This is a genomic window from Streptomyces sp. TSRI0281 (assembly GCF_001905125.1).
Taxonomy (GTDB): domain Bacteria; phylum Actinomycetota; class Actinomycetes; order Streptomycetales; family Streptomycetaceae; genus Streptomyces.
Window position 1 is genome coordinate 194,092 of the sequence record NZ_LWLE01000012.1, and the last position, 21,642, is coordinate 215,733.

General features: G+C 70.8%; 16 protein-coding genes. 5 read left to right on the forward strand and 11 right to left on the reverse strand.

Annotation, left to right across the window (positions count from 1 at the left end; genetic code table 11):
* The first annotated feature begins 180 nt into the window (after positions 1-180).
* Both A6A29_RS18640 and A6A29_RS18645 read left to right on the forward strand, forming a co-directional pair.
* A complete protein-coding gene (locus A6A29_RS18640; protein ID WP_143197007.1) occupies positions 181-414 on the forward strand; it encodes a DUF5988 family protein in 234 nt (77 codons plus the stop codon).
* Between the two features lie 3 nt (positions 415-417).
* The gene (locus tag A6A29_RS18645; RefSeq protein WP_073721229.1) at positions 418-1,080 is read left to right on the forward strand and encodes an O-methyltransferase; all 663 of its coding nucleotides are present in this window, start codon (positions 418-420) and stop codon (positions 1,078-1,080) included.
* 45 nt (positions 1,081-1,125) lie between these two features.
* On the opposite strand, the gene A6A29_RS18650 is transcribed toward A6A29_RS18645, so the two are convergent.
* From A6A29_RS18650 to A6A29_RS18690, 9 genes are all read right to left on the reverse strand, one after another.
* Entirely contained in the window at positions 1,126-2,250 is a 1,125-nt protein-coding gene (locus A6A29_RS18650) for an HAD-IIIC family phosphatase (RefSeq protein WP_073721230.1), read from the reverse strand.
* 43 nt (positions 2,251-2,293) lie between these two features.
* Complete coding sequence (locus A6A29_RS18655) at positions 2,294-3,400, reverse strand: acyl-CoA dehydrogenase family protein (protein WP_073721231.1); 1,107 nt, start codon at positions 3,398-3,400, stop codon at positions 2,294-2,296.
* Entirely contained in the window at positions 3,393-3,689 is a 297-nt protein-coding gene (locus A6A29_RS18660) for an acyl carrier protein (RefSeq protein WP_107468264.1), read from the reverse strand. The genes A6A29_RS18655 and A6A29_RS18660 overlap by 8 nt, the downstream gene beginning before the upstream one ends.
* Positions 3,690-3,691: 2 nt before the next feature.
* Positions 3,692-4,585: a 3-hydroxyacyl-CoA dehydrogenase family protein gene (locus A6A29_RS18665; protein WP_073721233.1), complete on the reverse strand. Its 894-nt coding sequence runs from the start codon at positions 4,583-4,585 to the stop codon at positions 3,692-3,694.
* Between the two features lie 118 nt (positions 4,586-4,703).
* Positions 4,704-5,813: a Rieske 2Fe-2S domain-containing protein gene (locus A6A29_RS18670; protein ID WP_079182852.1), complete on the reverse strand. Its 1,110-nt coding sequence runs from the start codon at positions 5,811-5,813 to the stop codon at positions 4,704-4,706.
* 4 nt (positions 5,814-5,817) lie between these two features.
* Positions 5,818-7,281, reverse strand: coding sequence for a cytochrome P450 (locus A6A29_RS18675; RefSeq protein WP_073721234.1), 1,464 nt, complete (start codon positions 7,279-7,281; stop codon positions 5,818-5,820).
* A gap of 8 nt (positions 7,282-7,289) precedes the next feature.
* Positions 7,290-8,306: a 3-oxoacyl-[acyl-carrier-protein] synthase III C-terminal domain-containing protein gene (locus A6A29_RS18680; protein ID WP_143197008.1), complete on the reverse strand. Its 1,017-nt coding sequence runs from the start codon at positions 8,304-8,306 to the stop codon at positions 7,290-7,292.
* 18 nt (positions 8,307-8,324) lie between these two features.
* Positions 8,325-14,528, reverse strand: a complete 6,204-nt coding sequence (locus A6A29_RS18685; RefSeq protein WP_073721236.1) for an SDR family oxidoreductase — start codon at positions 14,526-14,528, stop codon at positions 8,325-8,327.
* Positions 14,525-15,979, reverse strand: coding sequence for an acyltransferase domain-containing protein (locus A6A29_RS18690; RefSeq protein WP_206745369.1), 1,455 nt, complete (start codon positions 15,977-15,979; stop codon positions 14,525-14,527). Before A6A29_RS18690 ends, A6A29_RS18685 begins: the two co-directional genes overlap by 4 nt.
* A gap of 614 nt (positions 15,980-16,593) precedes the next feature.
* On the opposite strand from A6A29_RS18690, the gene A6A29_RS18695 reads away from it, so the two are divergent.
* The gene (locus A6A29_RS18695; protein ID WP_079182854.1) at positions 16,594-17,613 is read left to right on the forward strand and encodes an AraC family transcriptional regulator; all 1,020 of its coding nucleotides are present in this window, start codon (positions 16,594-16,596) and stop codon (positions 17,611-17,613) included.
* Between the two features lie 394 nt (positions 17,614-18,007).
* Here A6A29_RS18695 and A6A29_RS18705 read toward each other — a convergent pair whose 3' ends face one another.
* A complete protein-coding gene (locus A6A29_RS18705) occupies positions 18,008-18,400 on the reverse strand; it encodes a VOC family protein (protein WP_073721239.1) in 393 nt (130 codons plus the stop codon).
* Positions 18,397-18,699, reverse strand: a complete 303-nt coding sequence (locus A6A29_RS18710) for an ArsR/SmtB family transcription factor (RefSeq protein ID WP_073721240.1) — start codon at positions 18,697-18,699, stop codon at positions 18,397-18,399. The genes A6A29_RS18705 and A6A29_RS18710 overlap by 4 nt, the downstream gene beginning before the upstream one ends.
* A 297-nt stretch (positions 18,700-18,996) precedes the next feature.
* Between A6A29_RS18710 and A6A29_RS18715 the strand changes: the two genes are divergently transcribed.
* The gene (locus A6A29_RS18715) at positions 18,997-20,133 is read left to right on the forward strand and encodes a PQQ-dependent sugar dehydrogenase (RefSeq protein ID WP_073721241.1); all 1,137 of its coding nucleotides are present in this window, start codon (positions 18,997-18,999) and stop codon (positions 20,131-20,133) included.
* A gap of 279 nt (positions 20,134-20,412) precedes the next feature.
* On the forward strand, positions 20,413-21,630 hold the full coding sequence (locus tag A6A29_RS18720) for a cytochrome P450 (protein ID WP_073721242.1): 1,218 nt from the start codon (positions 20,413-20,415) through the stop codon (positions 21,628-21,630).
* Positions 21,631-21,642: the final 12 nt, after the last annotated feature.

Consider the following 21,642-nt stretch of genomic DNA (forward strand, 5'->3'; position numbering starts at 1 on the left):
GCGAACAGAGTGAGGGGCGTGCGCTGATCCACGTCGCGTGCGAGGTACTACGAGCGCCCTGCCCGTACGCCTGGTGGAGCTCTTTCTGATCATGCCCAATTGAGTACAAAGGAAATGTATCGCTCCCGGCGTCCGGCGGGTGACCGTCGGCCGTCGCGGTGACGAGAGGTGGGGGTGGGCATGGCCGGCGAGGATGCGACGGGGGCAGGTCGGTTGGTGGTGCTGTGCGGTGGGCCGCCGGAACTCCCGCGTGTGCAACGGCTGCCGGAAGGGGGCGTCGCGGATACATCGCGGCTCATCGTGGCTTTCTACGGACGGCATCAGCGCTTCGTGCGCACCAGCGAGACGGCGTTGGTGGAGGGCCGGACAGTGCCCGTGTTCCGGTTCCACTACAGCACGAAGATCGCCGAGTAGGCAGTGGCGCATCAGGTTTCGGTCGGCCCGGAGCTTCTGGAATATGTCAGGGAATTCTCTCTCAGGGAAGATGAGATCCTGCGCGATCTGCGCCGGGTGACCGCGGAGTTGCCCGGTGGGGAATCGATGCACGTCATGGCCGAGGAGGGGCAGCTCCTCGCGTTTCTCATCGCGGCGGCGGGCGTCGCGGACGTGCTGGAAATCGGCACGTTCACCGGCTACAGCACCTTGTGGATGGCTCGCGCTCTTCCGCCGCACGGTCGATTGGTCACCTGCGAAATAAGCGAGCGGTGGCCCGAGATCGGTGCCGGCCATTGGCGGCGTGCCGGCGTTGAGGGACGGATCGACGTGCGCATCGGTGCGGCGATCGACACTCTTGAGGAGATGCTCGCCGACGGCCGCTCCGAGAGCTTCGGACTCATTTTCATCGACGCCGACAAGGCGAACTATCCGCGCTACTACGAGCCGGCGTTGCGGCTCGTGCGGCCGGGCGGACTGCTGGTGGTGGACAACACGCTTCTCGCGGGCCGGGTCATCGACCCCCTCGCCGACGACGCGGACACCGCCGGTGTCCGTGAGGTCAACGCCAGGATCCGGGACGATCGGCGGGTCGACATCTGCATGCTCCCGATGGCCGACGGCATCACTCTGCTCCGCCGACGGTGACCGCTACCGGACCGGACCGACCGGCCCGGTCCGGTGCCGTCGCGCTCAATCCGGAAGGCCCGCGCCCCCGGCCGGTGAGGCCCGGTCGGTGAGGTGCGGAGCGATCAGCCGGGCCACCGTGGGGGAGCCCCGCCGGTCGGCGACGAGGTGCAGCAGCTGGACATCGTCGCCGGAACGCCCTGAGACCGGACTCCGGCACTCGCAGGGCTGCTCATCGAAGCCGGCGAACCGGTAGGCGATCTCCATCATCCGGTTGCGGTCGGTGGCACGGAAGTCCGCCAGCAGGTGGACACCGGCTCGGGCGGCCTGGTCGACCAGCCAGTTCAGGATGAGCGTCCCCGCGCCGAACGCCACCACACGGCACGAGGTGGCCAGCAGCCGCAGGTGCCACGCCTCCGCGTGCTTCCTGAGGAGCAGCACACCCACGGCACCGTGCGGCCCGAAGCGGTCGGTGAGCGTCGTGACCAGAATCTCGTAGCCGGGGTGGGCGAGGAGCGCGCGCAGCACCTCGTCCGGGTAGTGCACCCCCGTCGCGTTCATCTGACTGGTGCGCAGGGTCAGTTCCTCGACCCGCGAGAGTTCGTCCTCCGTGGCCCGCCCGATGCTCATCACCATGTCCAGCGAGCGCAGGAAGTCCTCGTGCGAGCCGGTGAACCGCGCCCGCTCGTCCGTGCGCCGGAAGCCGGCCTGGTACATCCTCCGGCGCTGCCGTGAGTCGACGGTCACCGACCTCGGGCTGAACTCCGGCAGGCCGAGCAGCGTCGCGGCGGCCTCCGCGGGGTAGCAGCGCACCTCCGGCAGATGGTGGGCGACCTCGGCCCGTTCGGCCGGCTGGTCGTCGATGAAGGCGACGGTGCCGGGAGCGAAGCCCAACCGCTCGGTGATCCGGCGTACGGCGTCCGACTTGCGCCCCCAGCCGATCTCCGGGAGGACGAAGCAGTCGGCGACACCAAGCTCCTCCAGCCGTGCCCAGGCGTGGTCGTGGTCGTTGCGGCTGCACACCGACTGGAGGATGCCCCGCGCGTCCAGGCCGGTGATCACCTCGCGGATCGCTTCGGACAGGACGACGTCCTCGTCCTCCAGCAGTGTGCCGTGCCAGAGCGTGTTGTCGAGGTCCCAGACCAGGCACTTCACGGTCGCGGGCGGGACCGCCGGGGCGGTGTCGCTCATGTCCGGCTCCCTGCGACGACTTCTTCGACGGCCACGGGCGCGGTCACCTCCGGCCGAGCGCGTGCTCGGCCAGGATCAGCTGGCACACCTCGTTGCTGCCCTCGATGATTTCCATGAGCTTGGCGTCGCGGTACGCCCGCGCGACGATGTGCCCGTCCTGCGCCCCGGCCGACGCGAGCACCTGGACCGCGGCGGCCGCGCCCCTGGCCGCGTTCCGGGCACTGACGTACTTCGCCAGCACGATGGCGGTGGCCAGGTCGGCCCCGTTCTCGTCCCAGCGGCGGCTGGCGTGCTCGCAGGCCCGGGTGGCGACCTGCTCCGCGGCCCACAGGTCGGCCAGATGCCGGGCGACGAGCTGGTGCTGCCCCAGCGGCCGGCCGAACTGGTGCCGGGACGCCGCATGGTCGACGGCCGCCGCCACGCAGGCCCGCAGGATCCCGACACAGCCCCAGGCGACGGAGATCCGGCCGTAGGCCAGGGCCGTCGTCACGAGCAGGGACAGCGGCTGCCGCCCGCCTCCCAGCAGGCTGCCGATCGGCAACCGCACCTCGTCGAGCCGGACTTCCGCGTGCCCGGCCGCCCGGCAGCCCAGCGGATCGGCCACCCGCCGCACCTGGACGCCGGGGGCGGCCCGGTCCACCACCACCACGGCACCCTCCTCACCCATCCGGGCGACGACCAGGAAGAGATCGGCGTAGGCGGCGGCGGTCACCCACTTCTTGTGACCGGTGAGCACCAGGGCGTCCCCGTCGACGGTGACGGTGGTCGCGATGGCCGACAGGTCGCTGCCCGCCTGCGGTTCACTGAAGGCCACGGCCGCCGTGACACCCGAGGCCAGCCGCGGCAGCAGATCCGCCGCCTGCGCCGGGTCACCGAGCCGTTCGACGGTCCACGCGGCCATGCCCTGCGAGGTCATGACACTCCGCAGCGAGCCGCACAGGCTGCCGGCATGGGCGGTGAACTCGCCGCTGTCCGCGCTGGTCCACCCCGGTCCGCCGTACCGCACCGGGATCTGAGCGGTCAACTGCCCGGCCGCACCGAGCTTCCGCACCACATCCTCGGGCAGCCGGCCCGCCCGGTCCCAGGCGGACGCCCGGTCGCCGACCAGCTCGGTGAGCGCCGAGGACGCCGCGGCGACCGCTTCACGCATGGGAGCCGCCCGGGGCCGGCTGCCGGAGCCGTTCGACCAGCGCGGCCATCCGCAGCACCGTACGGAAGTTCTCCATCCGCAGGTCGGAGCCGCGGATGGCAATGCCGTACGTCCGCTCCAGATGCACCACCAGCTCCATGGCGAAGAGCGAGGACAACCCACCGGAACCGAAGACGTCCGCATCGGTCGCCCAGGTCCTCCCCGTCTGCCGCTCCAGGAACCGCAGCAGGTCCGTCCGGACGCTTCCCGGGCCGTCGACGGGTTCCGGCACCGGCCGGTCGGATGGCATGGTCATGCGTGTTCTCCCTCGTACTCGTAGAAGCCGCGCCCGCTCTTGCGGCCGAGGTGGCCCGCCCGCACCATCTCCAGCAGTAGGTCGCAGGGGCGGCACCCTTCGTCACCGGTCCGGCTGTGCAGCACCCACAGCGAGTCGACCAGGTTGTCCAGCCCGATGAGGTCGGCGGTACGGAGCGGTCCCGTCGGATGACCCAGGCACCCCTGCATGAGCCGGTCGACCGCATCGGCGCTCGCGGTACCCGCCGCCACCACCCGGACCGCGTCGTTGATCATGGGGTGCAGGATCCGGCTGGTGACGAAACCCGGCGCGTCGTCGACCACGATCGGAACGCGGCGCAGCGCGGCCAGCAGTGCCCGCAGCGCCTCCAGGGTGGCCTCGCCGGTGTGCGTACCCCGGATGACCTCGACCGTCCGGATCAGGTAGGGCGGATTCATGAAGTGGGTGCCGATCAGATCCACCGGCCGGGCCGTCGCCCGAGCGAGTTCGTCGATGGGAATCGCCGACGTGTTCGAGATGATCGGGGTACCGGGCGCGACCAGTGCGGACACGTCCGCGAGCACCTTCGCCTTGGCGTCGGCGTCCTCGGTGACCGCCTCGATCACCGCGGTGGGTGCCGCGTCGTCGGCCGCCACCAGGCGGTCGAGCGACAGACCGGTGACGAGAGCGCCGGGGACGGCCTCGTCCGGCAGCGCGCCCATCAGCCGTGCCATCCGTACCTGGTGGCCGATCCTCGCCGGGGCCGCGTCCAGCCGACGCCGGTCCAGGTCGATCAGCGACACCGCGACGCCGTGGCCGACCGCCAGCGCGGCGATGCCCGACCCCATCACCCCCGCCCCGAGCACGGCCAATCGGTGCCCCGCTGCGGGCGTACCGCTCTCCGCTGCCATGTCGTCCCTCTTTCGGTCCCGGCCCGGCCGGCTCCCGGGCCACGTCGAAACACGGTGATCGCCGACGGCGGCGGCCCCGGGAGCGGCCTGCGCGCCCCCGGACCGCCGCCGTCGGCGATCACTCCTCGGAGCGGATCGCCTCGGTACGGGAGGGCCGCGGTGGTGCGAGGCCGCCCGTGGGTTCCGTGTAGAACTGCTGCGCCCACTGCCGGTATCGGCCGATCGGACCGTCCCCCTTGGCGAGCTTCGGATGCTCGACATGCTCCTGGTGATGCCACATCAGCAGGTCCGCGCCGGTGTCGACGCTCGCCACCCGCTGGAGGACGGCGCTGAGCAGCCTGGCGACGGGCATCACCGCCGCGCGCCCCATCCTGTCGGGCAGGCAGGGCACGCCGCTCAGCTCCAGCTTCGTACCGAACCGGAGCTGGATACGTCCCGGACCGGTCGGGGTCGCGTGGAGCATCACGTACAGGCTGCCCGCGCCCCGGGGCAGGACCGTCCGCGCCGCGATGGTGGCCAGTCCGATCACCGTGAGCGTGTAGGACTGGCGGAAGCCGCGCATCATGGTGCCGCGGGCGGTCGCGGTGACGGTGCTGACCTGTTGTCCGGCCACCGGTGCGCCCTCGATGTCGAGACCCTTCAGACCGTGCAACGTCGGCAGATGACCCCAGTCGAACGCGTTCTCGATGACGTCCTGCGGATGACCGGCGAGATCGAACGTGTCATGGCTGAACGGTTGCCGGTCGTCCATGGGGAAGAGCGGGACGTCCCACTGCGGGGGCAGGCCCAGAGCGTGCCACCACACATAGACCGAGCCGTTGGCCTCGCACACCGGGTACGGCGACAGGGACGCCTTCGGCGGTGGTTTGCCGTAGCCCGTGCGTACGCAGGTGCCGTCCGGGCCGAACGCGAACTGGTGGAAGGGGCAGACGATGTCTTCACCCTGGACCCATCCGCCGACCCCGAGATGGGCTCCCAGATGCGGGCACCGGGGCCGGACGGCCCGCAGCGTGCCGTTGGCCGTCCGGTACAGGACGACCTCCGCGCCCGCCAGCGGACGGGTGGTCACGGAGCCGGGCCGCACCTCGTCGGTGAAGGCCAGGCAGAACCACCCGTTCGGGTAAGGGCGTGAGGGAGCGTGCAGGGTGTCGGCCGGTGCCGCGGCGAGCAGATCGGCCTGCCGCGAGCTGAGAAGGTGTTTCACCATCGGCTTCAGGTGAGGCTTCATGGCGTCATCGCTCCCCGTGCTTCACCGGGCACGCGCCGCCCGGCTCCGCGGACGGCTGGGCGGACGCGGGCCGCGGCACGGCCGTGTCGCGGAGGCCGGTGCCGTCGGCGCCGCCCGTCCGCCGCTCACTGAGCCGCAGGCCCAGCCCGCGCGAACTCAGGCTGGTCTCCACCTTGGGCCGGAACGGCTCGTCGTCGACGGGGGACACCTCCCAGCGCGCGACGATGGCGGTGAGGGCCAGGATGGCTTCATTGAGGGCGAACTGGTCCCCGATGCACTTACGGGGGCCGGCGCCGAACGGGATGTAGGTGGCCCGGTCGGGCTGAGCGCCGAGCCAGCGGTCCGGGTCGAACCGGTCGGGCTCGGTGTAGAGATCGGGCCGGCGGTGCAGGAGGTACGGGCTGAGCACCAGGATGCTGCCGCCCTTGAGCCGTACGCCGCCGAGTTCGGCGTCCTCCCTGAGGGTGCGGGTCATCATCCAGGCGGGCGGATACAGCCGCAGCGCCTCGGTCACCACGCGGGCGGCCAGGCCGAGCGAGGGCAGGTGCGCGGGATCGAGCTGCCCACCGGCCAGGACACTGTCGGTCTCGGCCTGGAGGCGGCGCTGGATGTCCGGGTGCGTGGCGAGCAGGTTCAGCGCCCAGGCCAGGGTGATCGCCGTCGTCTCCATCCCGCCGAGGAAGAACGTGAGGGCTTCGTCGGCCAGTTCGGTGTCGTTGAGCTGCTTCTTGCCGTCCTCGCTCTCCTCGTCGACCGCCCCGACCAGTGCGGAGAGCAGGTCGGCATGGTCGGTCGGATCGGCCCGCCGTTCGGCGATGATCTCCGCGATGGTGGCCGACAGCCGGTTACGGGCGTGGTCGTACCGCCGCTTCCGCTGAGTCGGCAGCCACCGCAGCAGGGGCGGTGTCATCATCCGGCGGAAGAACGCGCTCACGATGGTGGCGGTGTCGGCCAGGGACCGCCGCATGGTCTCCTCCGACAACGAGCCGCTGAACATCGTCTCCATGGTGGCTCGCGTCGTCAGCGTCATCATTTCCTGGGTGACATCGAGGACATCACCGTCGTGCCAGGAGCCCGCCTTCAGCTGGGCGGCACGGGCGAACACCACCCCGTAACCGGCGAGCCGGGTGGGGTGGAACGACGGCTGGCACAGCCGTCGCTGCCGCCGGTGCAGGGTGTACGAGCAGGTGGACAGGCCGTCGCCGATGACCTCACTGATCCGGTCGTAGATCGGGCCGCCCTTGTCGAAGACCCGGTCGTTCAGGAACACCTGCCGGGTCAGGGCCGGATCGCAGACCATCACGGCGGTACTCGGTCCGAGCCGGACGCGGACCATCGTGCGGTATTCGGAAAGGGACATGATGAACGCCAGCGGATCGCGGAGCAGCGGCAGCGCGTGGCCCAGCAGCGGCAAGGCCCGCGGGGCGAGCGGAACCGACGCGGCGGTCGCCGCGGTCGTGTCGGTCATGGACAGCCTCATTCCTTGGTGGATCGGCCGGCCGGCACCGCGGCGGCGTGATCGTGGGTGACCTCAAGCAACGCGGAGGTCCAGCGGAAGCCGACCCCGAAACTCACGACGAGGATGCGTTCCCCGGCGCGCAGGGTGCCGGAGCGGAACATCCGGTCGAGGGCGAGGAGTACGTCGCACGGCCCGGCGTGGCCGAGGTGCCGGCCGAAGGTCCAGGCGGTCTCGCCGGACCGGACGTCGAGCGGTGAGCCGGCGAGCACCAGGTCGAGCACGACCGACCCGATCGCGATGGACACCACATGCGAGATGTCCGCCGGCCTCACACCGGTCTCCTCCAGGACGGTCTCGATGCAGCGGCGGGTGGACCGCTGCAGCGCGTCGATGTGGGGCATGAACCCGGTCTCCTCGATGAGGAACGACCGGTCGGCCCCGACGGGCCCCTTCCTGGCCCGGGTCAGCATTTCCAGTTGCGGCTCCGTGGCGTGGGCGGTCGCCACCAGGCGGGCGAAGCCCGTTCCCCGGGTGAGGACGGCGGCGGCGCCGGCGTCACCGGGCACGTAATTCATCTCCTGGGAATGGCCCCATCGCTCCTCCGGGAACCGCCCGGCGGCCGTGACCAGCGCGGCTTTCGCGTGCGGCCTGGCGGTGAGGTGCTCGGCCGCGACGACGAGCGCCGCGGCCCCGCCGTCACTGGCGGCGCCGAGCTCGATCCCGTTGGTGTCCGGCCCCCCGAGCACCCGCAGCAGGTACGGCGCGGGCGTGTAGTGGTCCCCGTCCTGGAAGTTGGCGTGCACGAGCAGACTCAGGTCGGCGCCGGCGACGCCCGCGTGGCGCAGCGCCTTGAGGCCGGCCCGTGCCGCCATCTGCGTCGCCGTGCTGTCCGTCGAGACGGCGGCCGAGGTGAATCCGTTGAGCGCCGCCAGCGAGGGCTGCTCGGTGGCCGCCCGGTCCCACGGTTCGTGCCCGGCTCTGACGGGTGGTACCCATGCGCCGGTACCGGCGATCGCGATGTTCTGCCACAACACTGCTGTCTCCTCGGGCTGTCACGAAAGGGGCGACTGCGGAACGCGGGCGCGGGGCCGGACCAGTTCTCCGGTGTGGTCCAGGGCATGGGCGCTGACCCCGGTGATCCGGGCCAGCACCCGGCCGTGACCGGTCACGGCGGTCAGGGCCCCGGTGGCGAAGTCGCAGTGCAGCCGGATGGTCGGGTTCTCCGCGCTGAGCCGGCAGTCGTTGCCCGGCCCCCTGAGGTCGACCTCGTCGAGACCGGCCATCGGGCCGACCGGAGGCGGGTGGTCACCGCGCGGCGGCAGCAGCAACAGATGCACCATCGCGTCCAGCAGGATCGCCGGTACGGTCGTCCCGGCCAGGACCGGAGCCCAGGCGGCGTGGTCCAGACGGAATCGGGCGCTGTTCCCGTCCGGCCCGCGGGCGTAATCGCTGGTACCGGCGAACGGACCGGTGAGCGAGATCGGCGGATCGGGGGAGTAGACCGGCATCGCGAAACCGGGTTCGGGTTCGTGGGACGAGCAGTCGGGAGGTCCGGCGAGGTCGGGGAAGCGATCCGCCAGTACGACCGTCGTCTCGCACAACAGGTCGTTGAAGCGCAGCACCTTGCCGTTCCTGCCGATCCGGTGCGCCGTCATCCTGACGGCCACCTCGGCCCGGTCGCGCTCGCGGCTCGTGACCCGGGCCTCCACCGCGACGGTGCGCGGCGGCCCGGCGAGCCTGACCGTGACCGACGTCCGGCAGACGAGACCGCGGAACCCGGTGACCTGGAGGCCGGGGCAGAGCGTCGCGGCCGCGCCGGCCGCGGCCTCCAGGGCGAACGTGCCGGGCAGCGTGTACTCACCGTTGACCCGGTGGTGGCGCATCCACCGCCCGTCCTGTTCGGCCAGCGTGCGCGGATCCCAGGTCTTGGTGAAGACGGCCCAGTCCTTGCCGCGGTGCAGGACACCGTCGAGCAGCGGCGTGGTCAGCTCCGGATCCGGCGGGGCGGGCGGTGGCGCGTCCGGGGCGGGGATCCGCAGCTCGCCGGAGGAACCCCAGGTGCTGATCCCGCGCCGGGCCAGCAGGACGCGTTCCTCCTCCCGGATGAAGAACGCCACCCCGTTGGCCGGTGGCCGGGTCACGGCGGAGAGGAACTGCGCGCATCCCTGCGCGGTGCTGATGTAGGCGTCCATCCGGTTGCGTTTGAGGGTCTCCCGCATGGTGACGCTGCTGGCGACGCCGACCTCCCGCCAGCCGCTCCAGAGAATCGCCGTCTCGTGATGGCCGTCCGGTCCGTGCCGCTGTGCCCACGCGCTCGCGTACGCCAGGTACTCGTTGACGGCGCAGTAGTCGATGTCACCGGGCGCGGGAGCGAGCGTCGCCAGGGTGCTGAAATTGCACCAGATCCGGGGCGGACGCCCGGCCAGGGCCCGTTTGAGGTTGCGGTAACCGGTCGCCTTGGTGGCCCGTACCGCCCGGAAATCGGTCAGGGTCTTGGCGTGCAGCGCACGCGAACGCAGGTCGAGGACCGTGTTGACGAGCAGGTCGATCCGGCCGTGCCGGTCGAGGATCTCGCCGAGTACGGCGGTGGTGCGCTCGGCGTCCAGGACGTCGCACACCCGGTGGTGGACACGGTCCGCTCCGCACAGCTCCGCCAGCCGCCGCACCGTGCGGTGTACCTCCAGGCGCGCCTGGGCCTTCTCGTACGCCGCGCGCAGTTCGCCCACCGATGCCCCGGGGCGTCTGCGGCGTTCGGCGGTGATGAACTCGGCCTGCGGCGGCAGCGCGTCGTCGGTGTCCGGCAGCGGGGTGCGGCCGATGACATACATGTGCGGACGGCCGCCGGCACGGGCGACCGCGTGGAGCAGTTCGGGTGTGATGCCCCGTGCGCCGCCGAAGGCGACCACGACCGCGCCGGACGGCAGCGGGAGATGTTCCGCCGGGGCCGTCGGCGCCGGGTCGTCGGCGACGGCGAGGGTGAGCCAACTGCCGCCGCGCCAGGCCAGTGTGCGCGTCGGCACCTGGGCGGTGCCCGCCCTCGCCAACTGCTCCAGAGCGGTAGTGGTGTCCGCCGTGTCGCTGAGCAGGGTCACCCCGCCGCACTGCGGGACCTCGGCCCGGACGGAGCGGACGAGGCCGGTGAACAGGGCGCTCAGCGGGGGCGGGAGGTCGTCCGGTACCGCCCCGAGCAGGAGCGCGCTGACGGAACCGCCGGTGCGCAGGGCGGGCAGTGCCGCCCGGAGGGTGGTGAACGTGAGGTCCTGAAGATCTTCCATCCGGGTGGCCTCGGCCTCGTCGCACCCGTGGTCGTCCCCGTCGTGGAGGACGGGCAGCCGGGACAGGACCCGGATGTGGCGCGGGACGAACGGCAGACCGGTCAGGGCGTCGGGCGCCGCCTCGGGCGGGACATGGGCGGCGGCTTCGACGCCCGGCCGCGGTGACCAGACGGCGATGTCCGGGCCGGTGACCGCCGCGGCGATGTCCGGGGCGTCGGTGATGACGACGGTGCCCGGCGGGATCGACGGCGTGTCAGGGTCTGCCGTCGGCGGGGGAGTCGGCACGAGACGGAAGGTCTGGCGACGGCCGAGGAAGTCCTCGGTGTGCTCCGGCCCGGCCCGGTCGGGCGCGGTGTGTTCCGGCGGGGCGGTCAGCTCGGGCGCGGTGGGTTGCGGACCGGTCCGGACGGTCGCGGGGTGTTCCGGCGCGGTGGTCCGGGCGGGAGCGGTGTGTTCCGGCGAGGTGGCCGGGTCGGGCGCGGTGTGTTCCCGCCCGGTGTGCGCATCCTCTGCCGACTCCTCCCCGGCCGGGCTGTGGTGTTCCGGGTCGGCCGGGGGCCGGGTGAACCGGATCGGCGGTGATCCGGCGGCCGCGGGCGTCACTACGGTGTCCGTTCCGGTGACGACGGCCTCAAGGACCGTGAGCAGGGCGTCCAGCGACAGATAGGTGTGTCCGGCGTCGGCCACCGCGCGAAGGGAGTGCGCGGGCGTTGCCGATGGCCCGGGGCCGGCCTCACCGGCCGCGGTGGAGAGCGTGCCCAGGACGGGCAGGTTGTGCTCCAGGGCGGTGGAGAGCCGAGTGACCGCCAGGACGGCGGCACCTTCCGCGATCGACCGGCCCTCCGGCACCAGACCGGTGAGGTGGCGGTCCCATCCGCTGATCGGTCGCAGGCAGACCGCACCGACGAGCGCGAGGTCGCAGGCCCGGTGCCTGAGCTGACGCAGGGCCAGGTCGACCGCGGTGTGCGCGGAGTCCCTGTGGGAGTAGACGCTGGTGCCCATGGCCTGGAAGTCGTAGTAGTTGGCGGCCCGGCCCGACAGGATGCAGGAGACCGCACCGGTGAAGTCGTCCTCGTTCAGGTCGCCGGGGATCACCCCCTTGGCCTCCTCCATTCCCTTCGCGAGATAGTTCTTCAGCGTCTGTGCCTGCGCCGGGTCCGGCAGGATGTCGAACGTGGTGGCGCACTCGCGGGCGTGCACCCGCAGTGCGGCCCGGGTGTTGTGCGTGGTCGGCAGCGTCGACCCCACCAGCACCGCCGTGGTGGGCCGCAGGTGGGTGCCCGGCTCGCCGAGCCGGTCCAGCAGCGGGCCGAGGACCTGGAGCATCATCAGGTGGGCGGCGTCCATGTGCCGCATCGTCAGCGGCGGGATGCGTACGTCACGTGGGGACGGCAGGGGGTACGGCGTACCGAAACCGCCCTCCGGGAGCGGGCCGTCACCGCGCAGCCAGGCAGGCACCTGGGCGGCGTCCAGGCCGGGCAGGTGGGTGTTCCAGCCCACGACGACCAGGTCCTCCGTGTCGGCGGGCCGCTCACCGCCCCGCCTCTCCACGGGGGCGGCCCGCGGCACACGGTCGGAGAGGACCACGTGCGCGTCCGCTCCGCCGAGGCCGAACGACGACACCCCCACCACGCGCGGTCGTGCGTCGTCCGTCGGCCAGGGCGCGTCCTTGACCGGGACGGTGAGCCGCGTGCCGTCACCCAGCAGCGCGTGCGGATCGGTGACCACGGGCTGACCGGGGACCGCCCCGCGTTCGAGAGCGACCAGCGCGTGCGCGACCGAGACCAGGCCCGCCAGCACACCGGTGTGCCCGAAGACCTGCTTGTTCGACGTCAGCAGGCACGCCCGCTTCCGCGGCCCCAGCCGGGAGAGCAGCGAGCGCAGTTCGATCTCATCCCCCACCGGCGTGCCGGTGCCGTGTGCCACGATCCAGTCCACGTCGTCGGCCTCGACGCCCGCGTCGGCCCAGGCCCGGGCGATCGCCAGCTGCTGCCCGCGGGTGGCCGGGGCGTGGATCCCCTTTCCCCGGCCGTCGGCGGCGAGACCGGTGCCCCGGATGACACCGAGCACCCGGTCGCCGTCGGCCACGGCCCGCGCATACGACTTCAGGGCGAGCATGACGGCGCCCTCACCGATGAGGGTCCCGTCGGCCGCCCGGTCGAAGGGACGCACCCTGCCGCTCATCGAGATGCCCTGGGCCCGGCAGAAGAGTGTGAACCCGATCGGTTCGACCACCGCGGTGCCGCCGGCCAGCGCCACGTCGCAGGACCCTTCGCGCAGCGCCTTGACCGCCGCGTCCAGGGTGAACAATCCGCTGGCACAGGCCGAGTCGAGAGTCAGGTGCTGCGAGTCGGCGGGGATCAGCCCGCGCAGTGCGTCCCGGGAGACGGACGCGGGCAGGTAGGCCTGCGGGCTCCCGCCGTCTCCTCCGTAGTGCGCGCTGATCGCGTGGTCGGCCAGCTCGGCCAGCCAGTCGCCGTCCCGGTCGGCGGGGATCGCCTCGCGCACCATGCGCCGGTACTCGTCACCCAGCACCACGCCCTGGGGGCCGAGCCCCGTCTGGTCGTGGATACCCGTGGTCGCGGCGAGCCACCGGTCCTCCGGACGCCGGGCCACCCCTGCGAGGGCCTGGACGGCGCAGTGCCGCAGCCAGCGAGTGGTCCGCGGCCATCCGGGGTGGCCGACGTTCCCGTCCGGTTCGGTGATCGAGGCGGGATCGGGGACGAAGGTGTGGAGGTACCCGGCCTCGCGGACGTAGAAGGCGTCGGTCTCCTCCCGGGTGGGCGCCCAGAAGTGCTTCAGGTCGAAGGCTGACGGCTCGCTGGAGAGCAGGACGCCCTCCCGCAGCCGGTCCCAGAACTCCGCCGTGTTGTTCGCGCCGGGCAGGGTCAGGCCGAGGCCGACGACCGCGACGGCTCCGGGGTCCGTCTCCGGCTCTCGGTCCGGCTCCGGCTCCGGGGCCGGTGCGGGTGCGTGCGCGGTCGTGTGTGCAGGTACGGGCGTGGAGGCGGGCACACGTACAGGCGCAGGTACGGGCACGGAGGCAGGTGCAGGCGCAGGTACAGGTGCGGGCGCGGGGCGGAGAGCCGCCGGTAGTCCAGGGGCGGGCCTTCCCTCCTCGGGTGTCATCACCACCGCAGGCGGGAGCGGTTGGCGCGGGGCGGGCGTACTCACCTGGTCGGCCAGCCTGCTGTGCAGCCGCATCCCCTGCATCCCCCCGATGCTGATGCCGCCGTCGGCGACGATGGTCTGCCCGGTGATGAAGCCGGTGTCCTCGTGCAGGAGGTGGACGATCAACCTGGCCGCCTCCGGCGTCGAGAGGGTCCGGCGCATCAGCTCGCTGGTCCCGGCCGGGTCACCGAGCGCCACGTCCGGGGCGTCGAGATTGACGACGATCTCGCTGGCGACGGACCCGAGCAGCACCGTGTTGACCCGGATGCCCCGGTCCACCAGCTCAAGCGCCAGATAGCGGACCAGCGACTCCAGGGCCGCCTTGGTGACGCCGCCGGGGCCGTACCCCGGAACCGGCTGGTGCGCCCCGACGCTGGACAGACAGAGGATGCTCGCGCCCTCCCGTCCCGCCATCAGCTCGGCCGCCCGGCGCGAACAGTGGTACGCCGCCATCACATTGGTCGACCACGCCCGCTGCCAATAGGTGTCATCGATGCCGAACAACGGCAGGAACGCCCCGCCCGCGGCGTTGTTGATCAGAATGTCCAGATGGCCGTGCCGCTCCTGGACCAGGTCGAACATCCGGTCGATCTCGCTGGTCTTGGCCACCGAGGCGCGGATGAACTCGCAGCTGTGACCTGCCTGTTCCAGCTCCGCCCGCAGCTGCTTCGCCTGCTCGACCGAGTGGAAGTAGTTGACGATCACATGGGCGCCGTTCCCCGCCAGTCGGCGAACGATGTCCGCGCCGAGGCTCTTCGCGGCCCCGGTCACGAGGGCGACCCGGCCTCGCAGGTTGTCGGTGGAGGTCATCGCGCGGCAGCCTCCGACCGGCCCTGTACGACGGACTCCGCGATCCGGCGCAGTGTGCCGACGGTCAGCAGGGAGGAGTTCGCCCGCAGACCGGGCAGGTCGAACCGGTCGGACACCCGCCCGAGCAGGGCGACTTGTTTGAGCGACTCCACACCCAGCTCGGACTCCAGGCCGTCGTCCTCACCGAGCAGGTCCGGCGGGTAGCCCAGGAAATCGCCGTAGAGCGTCTGCAACTCGGCCAGCACCGTCTCGTAGTCCAACCCGGCAGACGTCGGTGTGCCGCCCGGGGCGATCGGGGCCGGGGCCGCCGGGGCAGCGGGGGCCGGAAGGGGGACGGTGGCCACGTAGGACATGGCGGGCGCGGGTGCGGGCACGTCGGCCCGGGGCGATGGGACGGTGGCGGGGGGTGCCGAAACCGGGTCGGCCGACGTAGCCGTACTCATCCGCACGGCGGGACCGTGTCCGTTGCTCGACGGCAGCGGCAGGCGCGGGCGGAACGGACCACTGTGGGTGGACTCGGCGACCAGTGCCCGGACGGTTTCGACCGGGTCGCTCTCGCTCAGCGGGACGACACACCGCACGCCCGGGACCGACGCCTCGACGAACTTGGTGACGACGGGCCACTCGCCGCACTCCACGAAGACATCGGCGCCCGCCGCGTGCAGGTCACGGATCGTGTGCAGCATGCGGACCCGGGCGGTGAGTGCGTCGGCGACCAGGTCGACCGGGTCGTCGTCGCCGACGTCCCGCCCCAGCCAGGGGGAGCACACCCGCCAGCGCCCGGCACCGTAGGGAACCCGTGGCGCGGCCGCCCGCAGGTCCCGTGCGGCCTGCGCCATCGCGGGGGTATGGGTCGGATGCGGGACGTCCAGGCGGAAACTCGGCCAGCCGAGCGCGTCGGCCACCCGCTCCACCTGCTCGATCAATGGTTCGGGGCCACTGATGACGCTCTGCCGGGGAGTGTTCTCGCAGGCCAGTACCAGGTCGGGATGGCCGATCAGCCCGGCGAGCGCCTCCGCCCGGCAGCCGTCCACACCGACCGCGAGCATCTTTCCGCCCCAGCCCTGACGGGTCAGTGCCTGCGACCGGGCCACGGCCAGGCGCGCGGCGTCCTCCACGGCCAGGCGTCCCGCGGCGGCCAGGGCCCACAGTTCCCCGATGCTCTGCCCGACGATCGCGACCGGCTGGGCCCCCTCGGCGATCAGCACACGGTGCGTCGCGATGGCGACCGCGAAGATCTCCAGATACTGCACCTCGGGGCCGCGCCGGTCGCTCGTCCCGTTGTGCTCGATCAGCCGGTCGCTGATGTCGGGCAGTCCCATTTCCCGGGCTGCCTTGTCGATGAGGGAAAGCGATTCACGTACGGTCTCGTACCGGTTGTGGAAGTCGCGTAGGATCCCCCCGCGCGGGGGAGCCACCGTACCGGGCATGACAAAGACAGAACCCACCATGTGCATCACCCTTTTCTCCGTCCCGACTTCTGGCGATGTCGCATCTGTCGGCCGGGGATCTGGAACGCCATGACGGCGTTTCGAAAACCACGACATGCGTTCACTTTGTTTTGCTGTACCCGTTCGGTGAGTCCAGCGAAATGCGCCCCCGGCCCACCGTCATGCATTGCTCATCAGGTAAAGGCGGGTGGTCTTGCTCTTGTTGCCGGGTAAAGTCGTGGGTATGTCGCGAAGGCATATGCCTGTGGCGCCGGCCTTCGTGAACTACCGTGCTGGCGGCGGGGATAAGAGGCGAACCGGTATTCTGTGACGGAGATTCACTCCCTGTGATGTCGAGTTGAAATTCGATGGAGCTGATGTGTCGCTCTGAATCCTCGGCTGTCGGAGTCCATTCCCCTTTCCGGTGGCATGTACGCCATTCAGACCGTGAGGTTTCGTGAATCAAGGGGTGGTGTGGTTCGAAACCGTGCATGCCGGATGTGCGTGCGAATGCCAGTGGGATTGTTCATATTTTCGCCGTCTTTCGACTGCGGTGGTGACTTATTTAGGATGCAACGAAAAGTCGCCCCCGGTAAATGCTTGTCAGTCCGGATAAGTTGCGCGAGAGTCCTTTCATGGGTGCACCGCCGTATCTGGGTTCGACCGTTCCTGATCCGCTGACCCACACCCTCGGCGTGACCGGTGCACGCTGTGTGCTCGTCCGGGGTCTCACCGCCGGGGGAGGCTGGGCCCTGCGGTTTCCGGCCCCCGGCAGACTCAAGGTCCACGCCGTGCTGCGCGGCGTCAGCTGGCTGATGGTCGACGGCGACGAGCACCCCGTGCTTCTGGAGCAGGGGGATGCGGTGGCCTTCGGCGGAGGTCTCTCCTATGTTCTGGCCTCCGACCCGTCCGTGCCCCCGCAGGACGCACTGGCCTTGCTCGGGACCTCGCCGCAGCTCTTCGCCCATGCCGGGGACGAGGACATCGCCGAGGTGGTGTCGGTCGGTGCGCATTTCGAACTGAACACCGCGGGAGAGGACTTGTTGCTCCAGGCGTTGCCCCCGGTGATTCATCTGTCCCGCGCGGGCGAGGAGGCGCCCGCGCTGTGCTGGCTCCTCGACCAGATGCTGCGGGAGATGAGTTCCGAGCGTCCTGGTGCGGACAGCGTGGCCGAATACCTCTCCCAACTGGTCTTCGCCCACGTGCTCCGCGCCTGTCTCGACGGGAGCGAGTCCTACCCCGCCGGCTGGCTCCGGGCTCTCGCCGATGAACGCATCGCCCCGGCCCTGAGGCTGATGCATGCCGATCCCGCCCGGCCCTGGCACGTGACCGAACTCGCCCAGGCGGCGGCCATGTCCCGCAGCGTCTTCGCCGGAGTCTTCACTTCGGTGGCAGGCGTGCCACCACTCACCTATCTCCACCAATGGCGTATGCGGCTCGCCGAACAGACCCTGCTCCACAAGGACACACCGGTGTCGGAGCTGGCGCTCTCCCTCGGCTATGCCTCCGAGAGCGCGTTCAGTCACGCCTTCAAACGGGCGACCGGAGTCGCACCCAAACGGTTCCGGGACGCCGCTCGTGTGTCACGGGACCGCGGCGAAGCCGAACGAGCGGTGGCCGCCGCGTTCAGAGGGGATGCTCGGCCCGGTGGGTGACGAACCTCCCCTCGGTGAACGACCGCCTCCCTCGGCCGGACCGTACGAAGCGACAGGGGCGATCCCGTCCCGGCGCGGCAAGCTCCGCAGCAGGGCCGGGTGATCGCGCTGGATGTCGGCTGGTCGACCGCGAGGAGCATCCCGAGGAAGCCGAAGCCCTCGGCCGGTGCCACGGCCGTCGGCAGACTCAGGTGGCGGCCGATCACCGCGGCGATGTCGCGGGTCGCCACGCCCTCGTCGGCGACCGCGTGCAGCACCGATCCCGCCGGGGCCTCTTCCAGCGCCAGACGGAACAACGTTGCGGCGTCACGTACGTGCACCGCGGGCCAGCGGCTGGAGCCGTCGCCGGTCGCCGCGGCGGGCCGGTCTCGCACTCGGCCGGACCCCCGACCGCCTACCGCGGCTGCGTCGCGATCTGGATCAGGTTGCCGCAGGTGTCGTCGAGGACGGCGGTGATGACGGGGCCCATCTCCAGGGGCTCCTGGGTGAAACGGACGCCGAGGCCGCGCAGGCGCTCGTACTCCGCCTTCACATCGTCGACGGCGAACTGGGCGAGCGGGATGCCGTCCGCGACGAGCGCGTCGCGGTAGGGCTTGACGGCCGGGTGGCCGGCGGGCTCCAGGAGGAGTTCGGTGCCGCCGGGCTCGTCGGACGAGACGACGGTCAGCCACCGGTCCTTCTCGCCCAGCGGGACGTCGTGCTTCTTCACGAAGCCGAGGATCTCGGTGTAGAAGTGCAGCGCCTTGGCCTGGTCGTCGACGAAGACGCTGGTCAGATGGATCTTCATGGGGTGCTCTCCTCCGGTCCGGATGTGTCGGGCACGGGCCATCGCTCGGCGATCTGCCGCAGCGGGGCCGTGTTCAGGTCATGGAATTTGTAGCGGCCCTCCCGCCGGGTCCCGACGAGCCCGGCGGCCTCCAGTACGGCGAGATGCTGGGAGATCGCCTGGCGCGAGAGGCCGAGCTGATGCTTCATGCTCAGTCGCGAGCAGATCTCGAACAGTGTCTGCCCGGATTTCTCCGTGAGCTCGTCGAGGATGGTGCGGCGGGTGGAGTCGGCCAAGGCTTTGAAAAGGTCGTCGGCCATGCCCCCATGATAGGCAAACGTTCACTTGCCTATCAACTCGGGGTGCGCCGCCTCCCGAGTCGGCCCGCCGCTCGGTACGCGCCGGGGAACGCGACGGCGGAGGTCGCGACGGAAAGCGGAACGGAGACAGATGGATGGATCCTTGGTCTACACCAACCACCCCTGTCCCCGTATCCTCATCCGGAGCCAGTAGCACACCATCCCCCCACCCAGGTTGCGTGCTGGCGCGGGCAACACCCGCTCGACTCTGCCCAAGCAGCCGGGTGACCTCCCCTCGCCACTTCCAGGAGGATCACGGTGAACGTTCGCACCAGAAGCTCGGCGATCATCGGCGCCGTCTGCCTCGTCGCTTCCCTCGCCTTCACCACGGCGTCCGCCGACGAGCCCGCCGCCCCACGTCAGGCACCGAAGGTCGCGCTCAAGGAAGTGACCACGGCCAAGAATCCATCCGCAGGCGCCGCCGGCCCCGATGGCACGGTCTGGATCGCCGAACGCGCCGGCACCGTAAGGGTCTTAGGTGATCAAGGGCTCGGCGATCCCGTCCTCGATATCTCGGCCGAGACCACCACCGACGGCGAACGCGGCCTGCTGGGCATCACGTTCGACAAGGAGTTCGCGCACTTCTACATCTCGTTCACGAACCTCGAAGGCACCAGCACCGTGGACGAGTTCGCCGTGCGGGACGGCAAGATCCAGCCGGACACCCGACGCACCGTCCTCACCCAGACGCAGCCCTACTCGAACCACAACGGCGGCGACATCAAGTTCGGCCCCGACGGGTACCTCTACATCGCGTTCGGCGACGGTGGCTCGGGCGGAGACCCGCACGGCAACGGGCAGAACCTGGACACGCTGCTCGGCAAGATGGTGCGGATCGACCCGAGCGGCGGCGAGCCGTACGCGATCCCGTCGGACAACCCGTTCGTGGACGACCCGAACGCCAAGGGTGAGATCTGGGCGTACGGGCTGCGCAACCCGTGGCGTTTCTCCTTCGACGCGGGCACGGGCGACCTGCTGATCGGTGACGTCGGCCAGAGCGCCTGGGAGGAGATCGACTGGGCCCCGGCGAACAGCGAGGGCGGCGAGAACTACGGCTGGTCCCAGATGGAGGGCAGTCATCCCTTCCGCGGCGGCACGGAGCCCGCGAACCACGTGCCGCCGGTCCACGAGTACGACCGCAATGGACTGGGCTGCTCGGTGACCGGTGGATACGTCTATCGGGGCGAGGCGATCCCGGACCTCAAGGGTCAGTACGTGTTCAGCGACTACTGCGACGGCACCGTCCGCGCTCTGCGGATGGAGAACGGCGAGGTGACCGGTGTGAGCGACCTCGGGGTCAACGGCGGCGAGGTCGTGTCGTTCGTGCAGGGCGGCAACGGCGAGCTGTACGTGCTCGACATCGGCGGCACCGTCTCGCGCATCGACCCGGCGTAGCCCCTGCTGGGTGATCCATCCGTCCCGGCGTACGGAGACCGATCCGCCCCTTCGCGGAAGCGCGGCCACCACCCCGAACGGTGGTGGCCGCGCTGCCGGGTGAGGAGCACGGCCCCGCCCCGAAGCCATGGGCCGCGGCCTTCTCGTCGCCTCCGTGCGAGCCGCACTCCGGGGCGGATGCGAGTTGGCCGAACAGTGCATAGACCAAATAGGTGACTCAGGCATCTAGTAGGGAGAGATCGGTAGGACTCCTTCCCTCCTGCTCTTGCGAGGCTCGTCATGGCAGACACCGACACCGGCCCTCAGACCGACACCATCACCTTCCCGCAGGACCGCACCTGTCCCTATCACCCGCCGACGGGGTATCGACCGTCCCCCGGTGCGGCGCAGCGGCCGCTGTCGCCCGCGACGCTCTACGACGGCCGGATCGTCTGGCTGGTCACCGGGCACGCCGAGGCCCGCGCGCTCCTGTCCGACCGGCGGCTGTCCGCCGACCGGCAGAACCCCGCGTTTCCCATGGCCACCGAGCGAGTGGCGAAGTTGGCCACGCGCCGCATCGAACTGCTCGGTGTGGACGACCCGGAGCATCACGCACAACGCCGGATGCTGGTACCGAGCTTCACCCTCAAGCGGACCGAGACCCTTCGTCCGCAGATCCAGGAGACCGTGGACCGGCTGCTGGACAGGATGATCGAACAGGGGCCACCCGTCGATCTGGTGAACGCGTTCGCACTTCCGGTTCCCTCGATGGTGATCTGTGCGCTGCTCGGTGTCCCGTACTCCGACCACGACTTCTTCGAGTCACGGACGCGGACGTTGCTGCGCGGGCCCGTGGTCACTGATGTCCAGGCCGCCCGTGACGAGCTCGACGAGTACTTCCGGACGCTGATCGACCACAAACGGTCCGTCAGGGGAGACGGACTTCTCGACGAGCTGATCGCCGAACGGCTCGACACCGGAGCGGTCAGCCGCGACGAACTGGTCCGCCTCGCGCAGATCCTCCTCGTCGCGGGCCATGAGACGACCGCGAACATGATCTCGCTGGGCACCTTCACCCTGCTGCAACACCCCGACCAGCTCGCACGGTTGCGCAGCGAGAAGGAGCTGATGCCCTCGGCGGTGGAGGAACTGCTGCGCTTCCTGTCGATCGCGGACACGGTCTCACGGGTGGCCACCGAGGACATCGAGATAGGCGGGGTGACGATCCGGGCCGGCGAGGGGGTCGTCCTGTCCACGTCGACGGTCAACCGCGACGCCGCCGCCTACCCCGCGCCGGACGAACTCGACCTCGGCCGCCGGTCGCGCCATCACGTCGCCTTCGGCTTCGGTATCCACCAGTGTCTCGGCCAGAACCTCGCGCGGGCCGAGATCGAGATCGCCCTGCGCAGCCTCTTCGCACGGTTGCCGGGGCTGCGGCTCGCGGCGCCCGCCGACGAGATCCCGTTCAAGCCGGGCGACACGATCCAGGGCATGCTCGAACTGCCCGTGGCCTGGTGACCCGCACTCTTT

Excerpts from the sequence above, each read along its gene's own strand:
- A6A29_RS18670 (WP_079182852.1), bottom strand. The coding sequence starts at position 5,813 with ATGAAGCCTCACCTGAAGCCGATGGTGAAACACCTTCTCAGCTCGCGG.
- A6A29_RS18685 (WP_073721236.1), bottom strand. The coding sequence starts at position 14,528 with ATGACCTCCACCGACAACCTGCGAGGCCGGGTCGCCCTCGTGACCGGG.
- A6A29_RS18660 (WP_107468264.1), bottom strand. The coding sequence starts at position 3,689 with ATGCCATCCGACCGGCCGGTGCCGGAACCCGTCGACGGCCCGGGAAGC.
- A6A29_RS18695 (WP_079182854.1), top strand. The coding sequence starts at position 16,594 with ATGGGTGCACCGCCGTATCTGGGTTCGACCGTTCCTGATCCGCTGACC.
- A6A29_RS18650 (WP_073721230.1), bottom strand. The coding sequence starts at position 2,250 with ATGAGCGACACCGCCCCGGCGGTCCCGCCCGCGACCGTGAAGTGCCTG.
- A6A29_RS18675 (WP_073721234.1), bottom strand. The coding sequence starts at position 7,281 with ATGACCGACACGACCGCGGCGACCGCCGCGTCGGTTCCGCTCGCCCCG.
- A6A29_RS18655 (WP_073721231.1), bottom strand. The coding sequence starts at position 3,400 with ATGCGTGAAGCGGTCGCCGCGGCGTCCTCGGCGCTCACCGAGCTGGTC.
- A6A29_RS18665 (WP_073721233.1), bottom strand. The coding sequence starts at position 4,585 with ATGGCAGCGGAGAGCGGTACGCCCGCAGCGGGGCACCGATTGGCCGTG.
- A6A29_RS18705 (WP_073721239.1), bottom strand. The coding sequence starts at position 18,400 with ATGAAGATCCATCTGACCAGCGTCTTCGTCGACGACCAGGCCAAGGCG.
- A6A29_RS18690 (WP_206745369.1), bottom strand. The coding sequence starts at position 15,979 with ATGGTGGGTTCTGTCTTTGTCATGCCCGGTACGGTGGCTCCCCCGCGC.
- A6A29_RS18710 (WP_073721240.1), bottom strand. The coding sequence starts at position 18,699 with ATGGCCGACGACCTTTTCAAAGCCTTGGCCGACTCCACCCGCCGCACC.
- A6A29_RS18720 (WP_073721242.1), top strand. The coding sequence starts at position 20,413 with ATGGCAGACACCGACACCGGCCCTCAGACCGACACCATCACCTTCCCG.
- A6A29_RS18640 (WP_143197007.1), top strand. The coding sequence starts at position 181 with ATGGCCGGCGAGGATGCGACGGGGGCAGGTCGGTTGGTGGTGCTGTGC.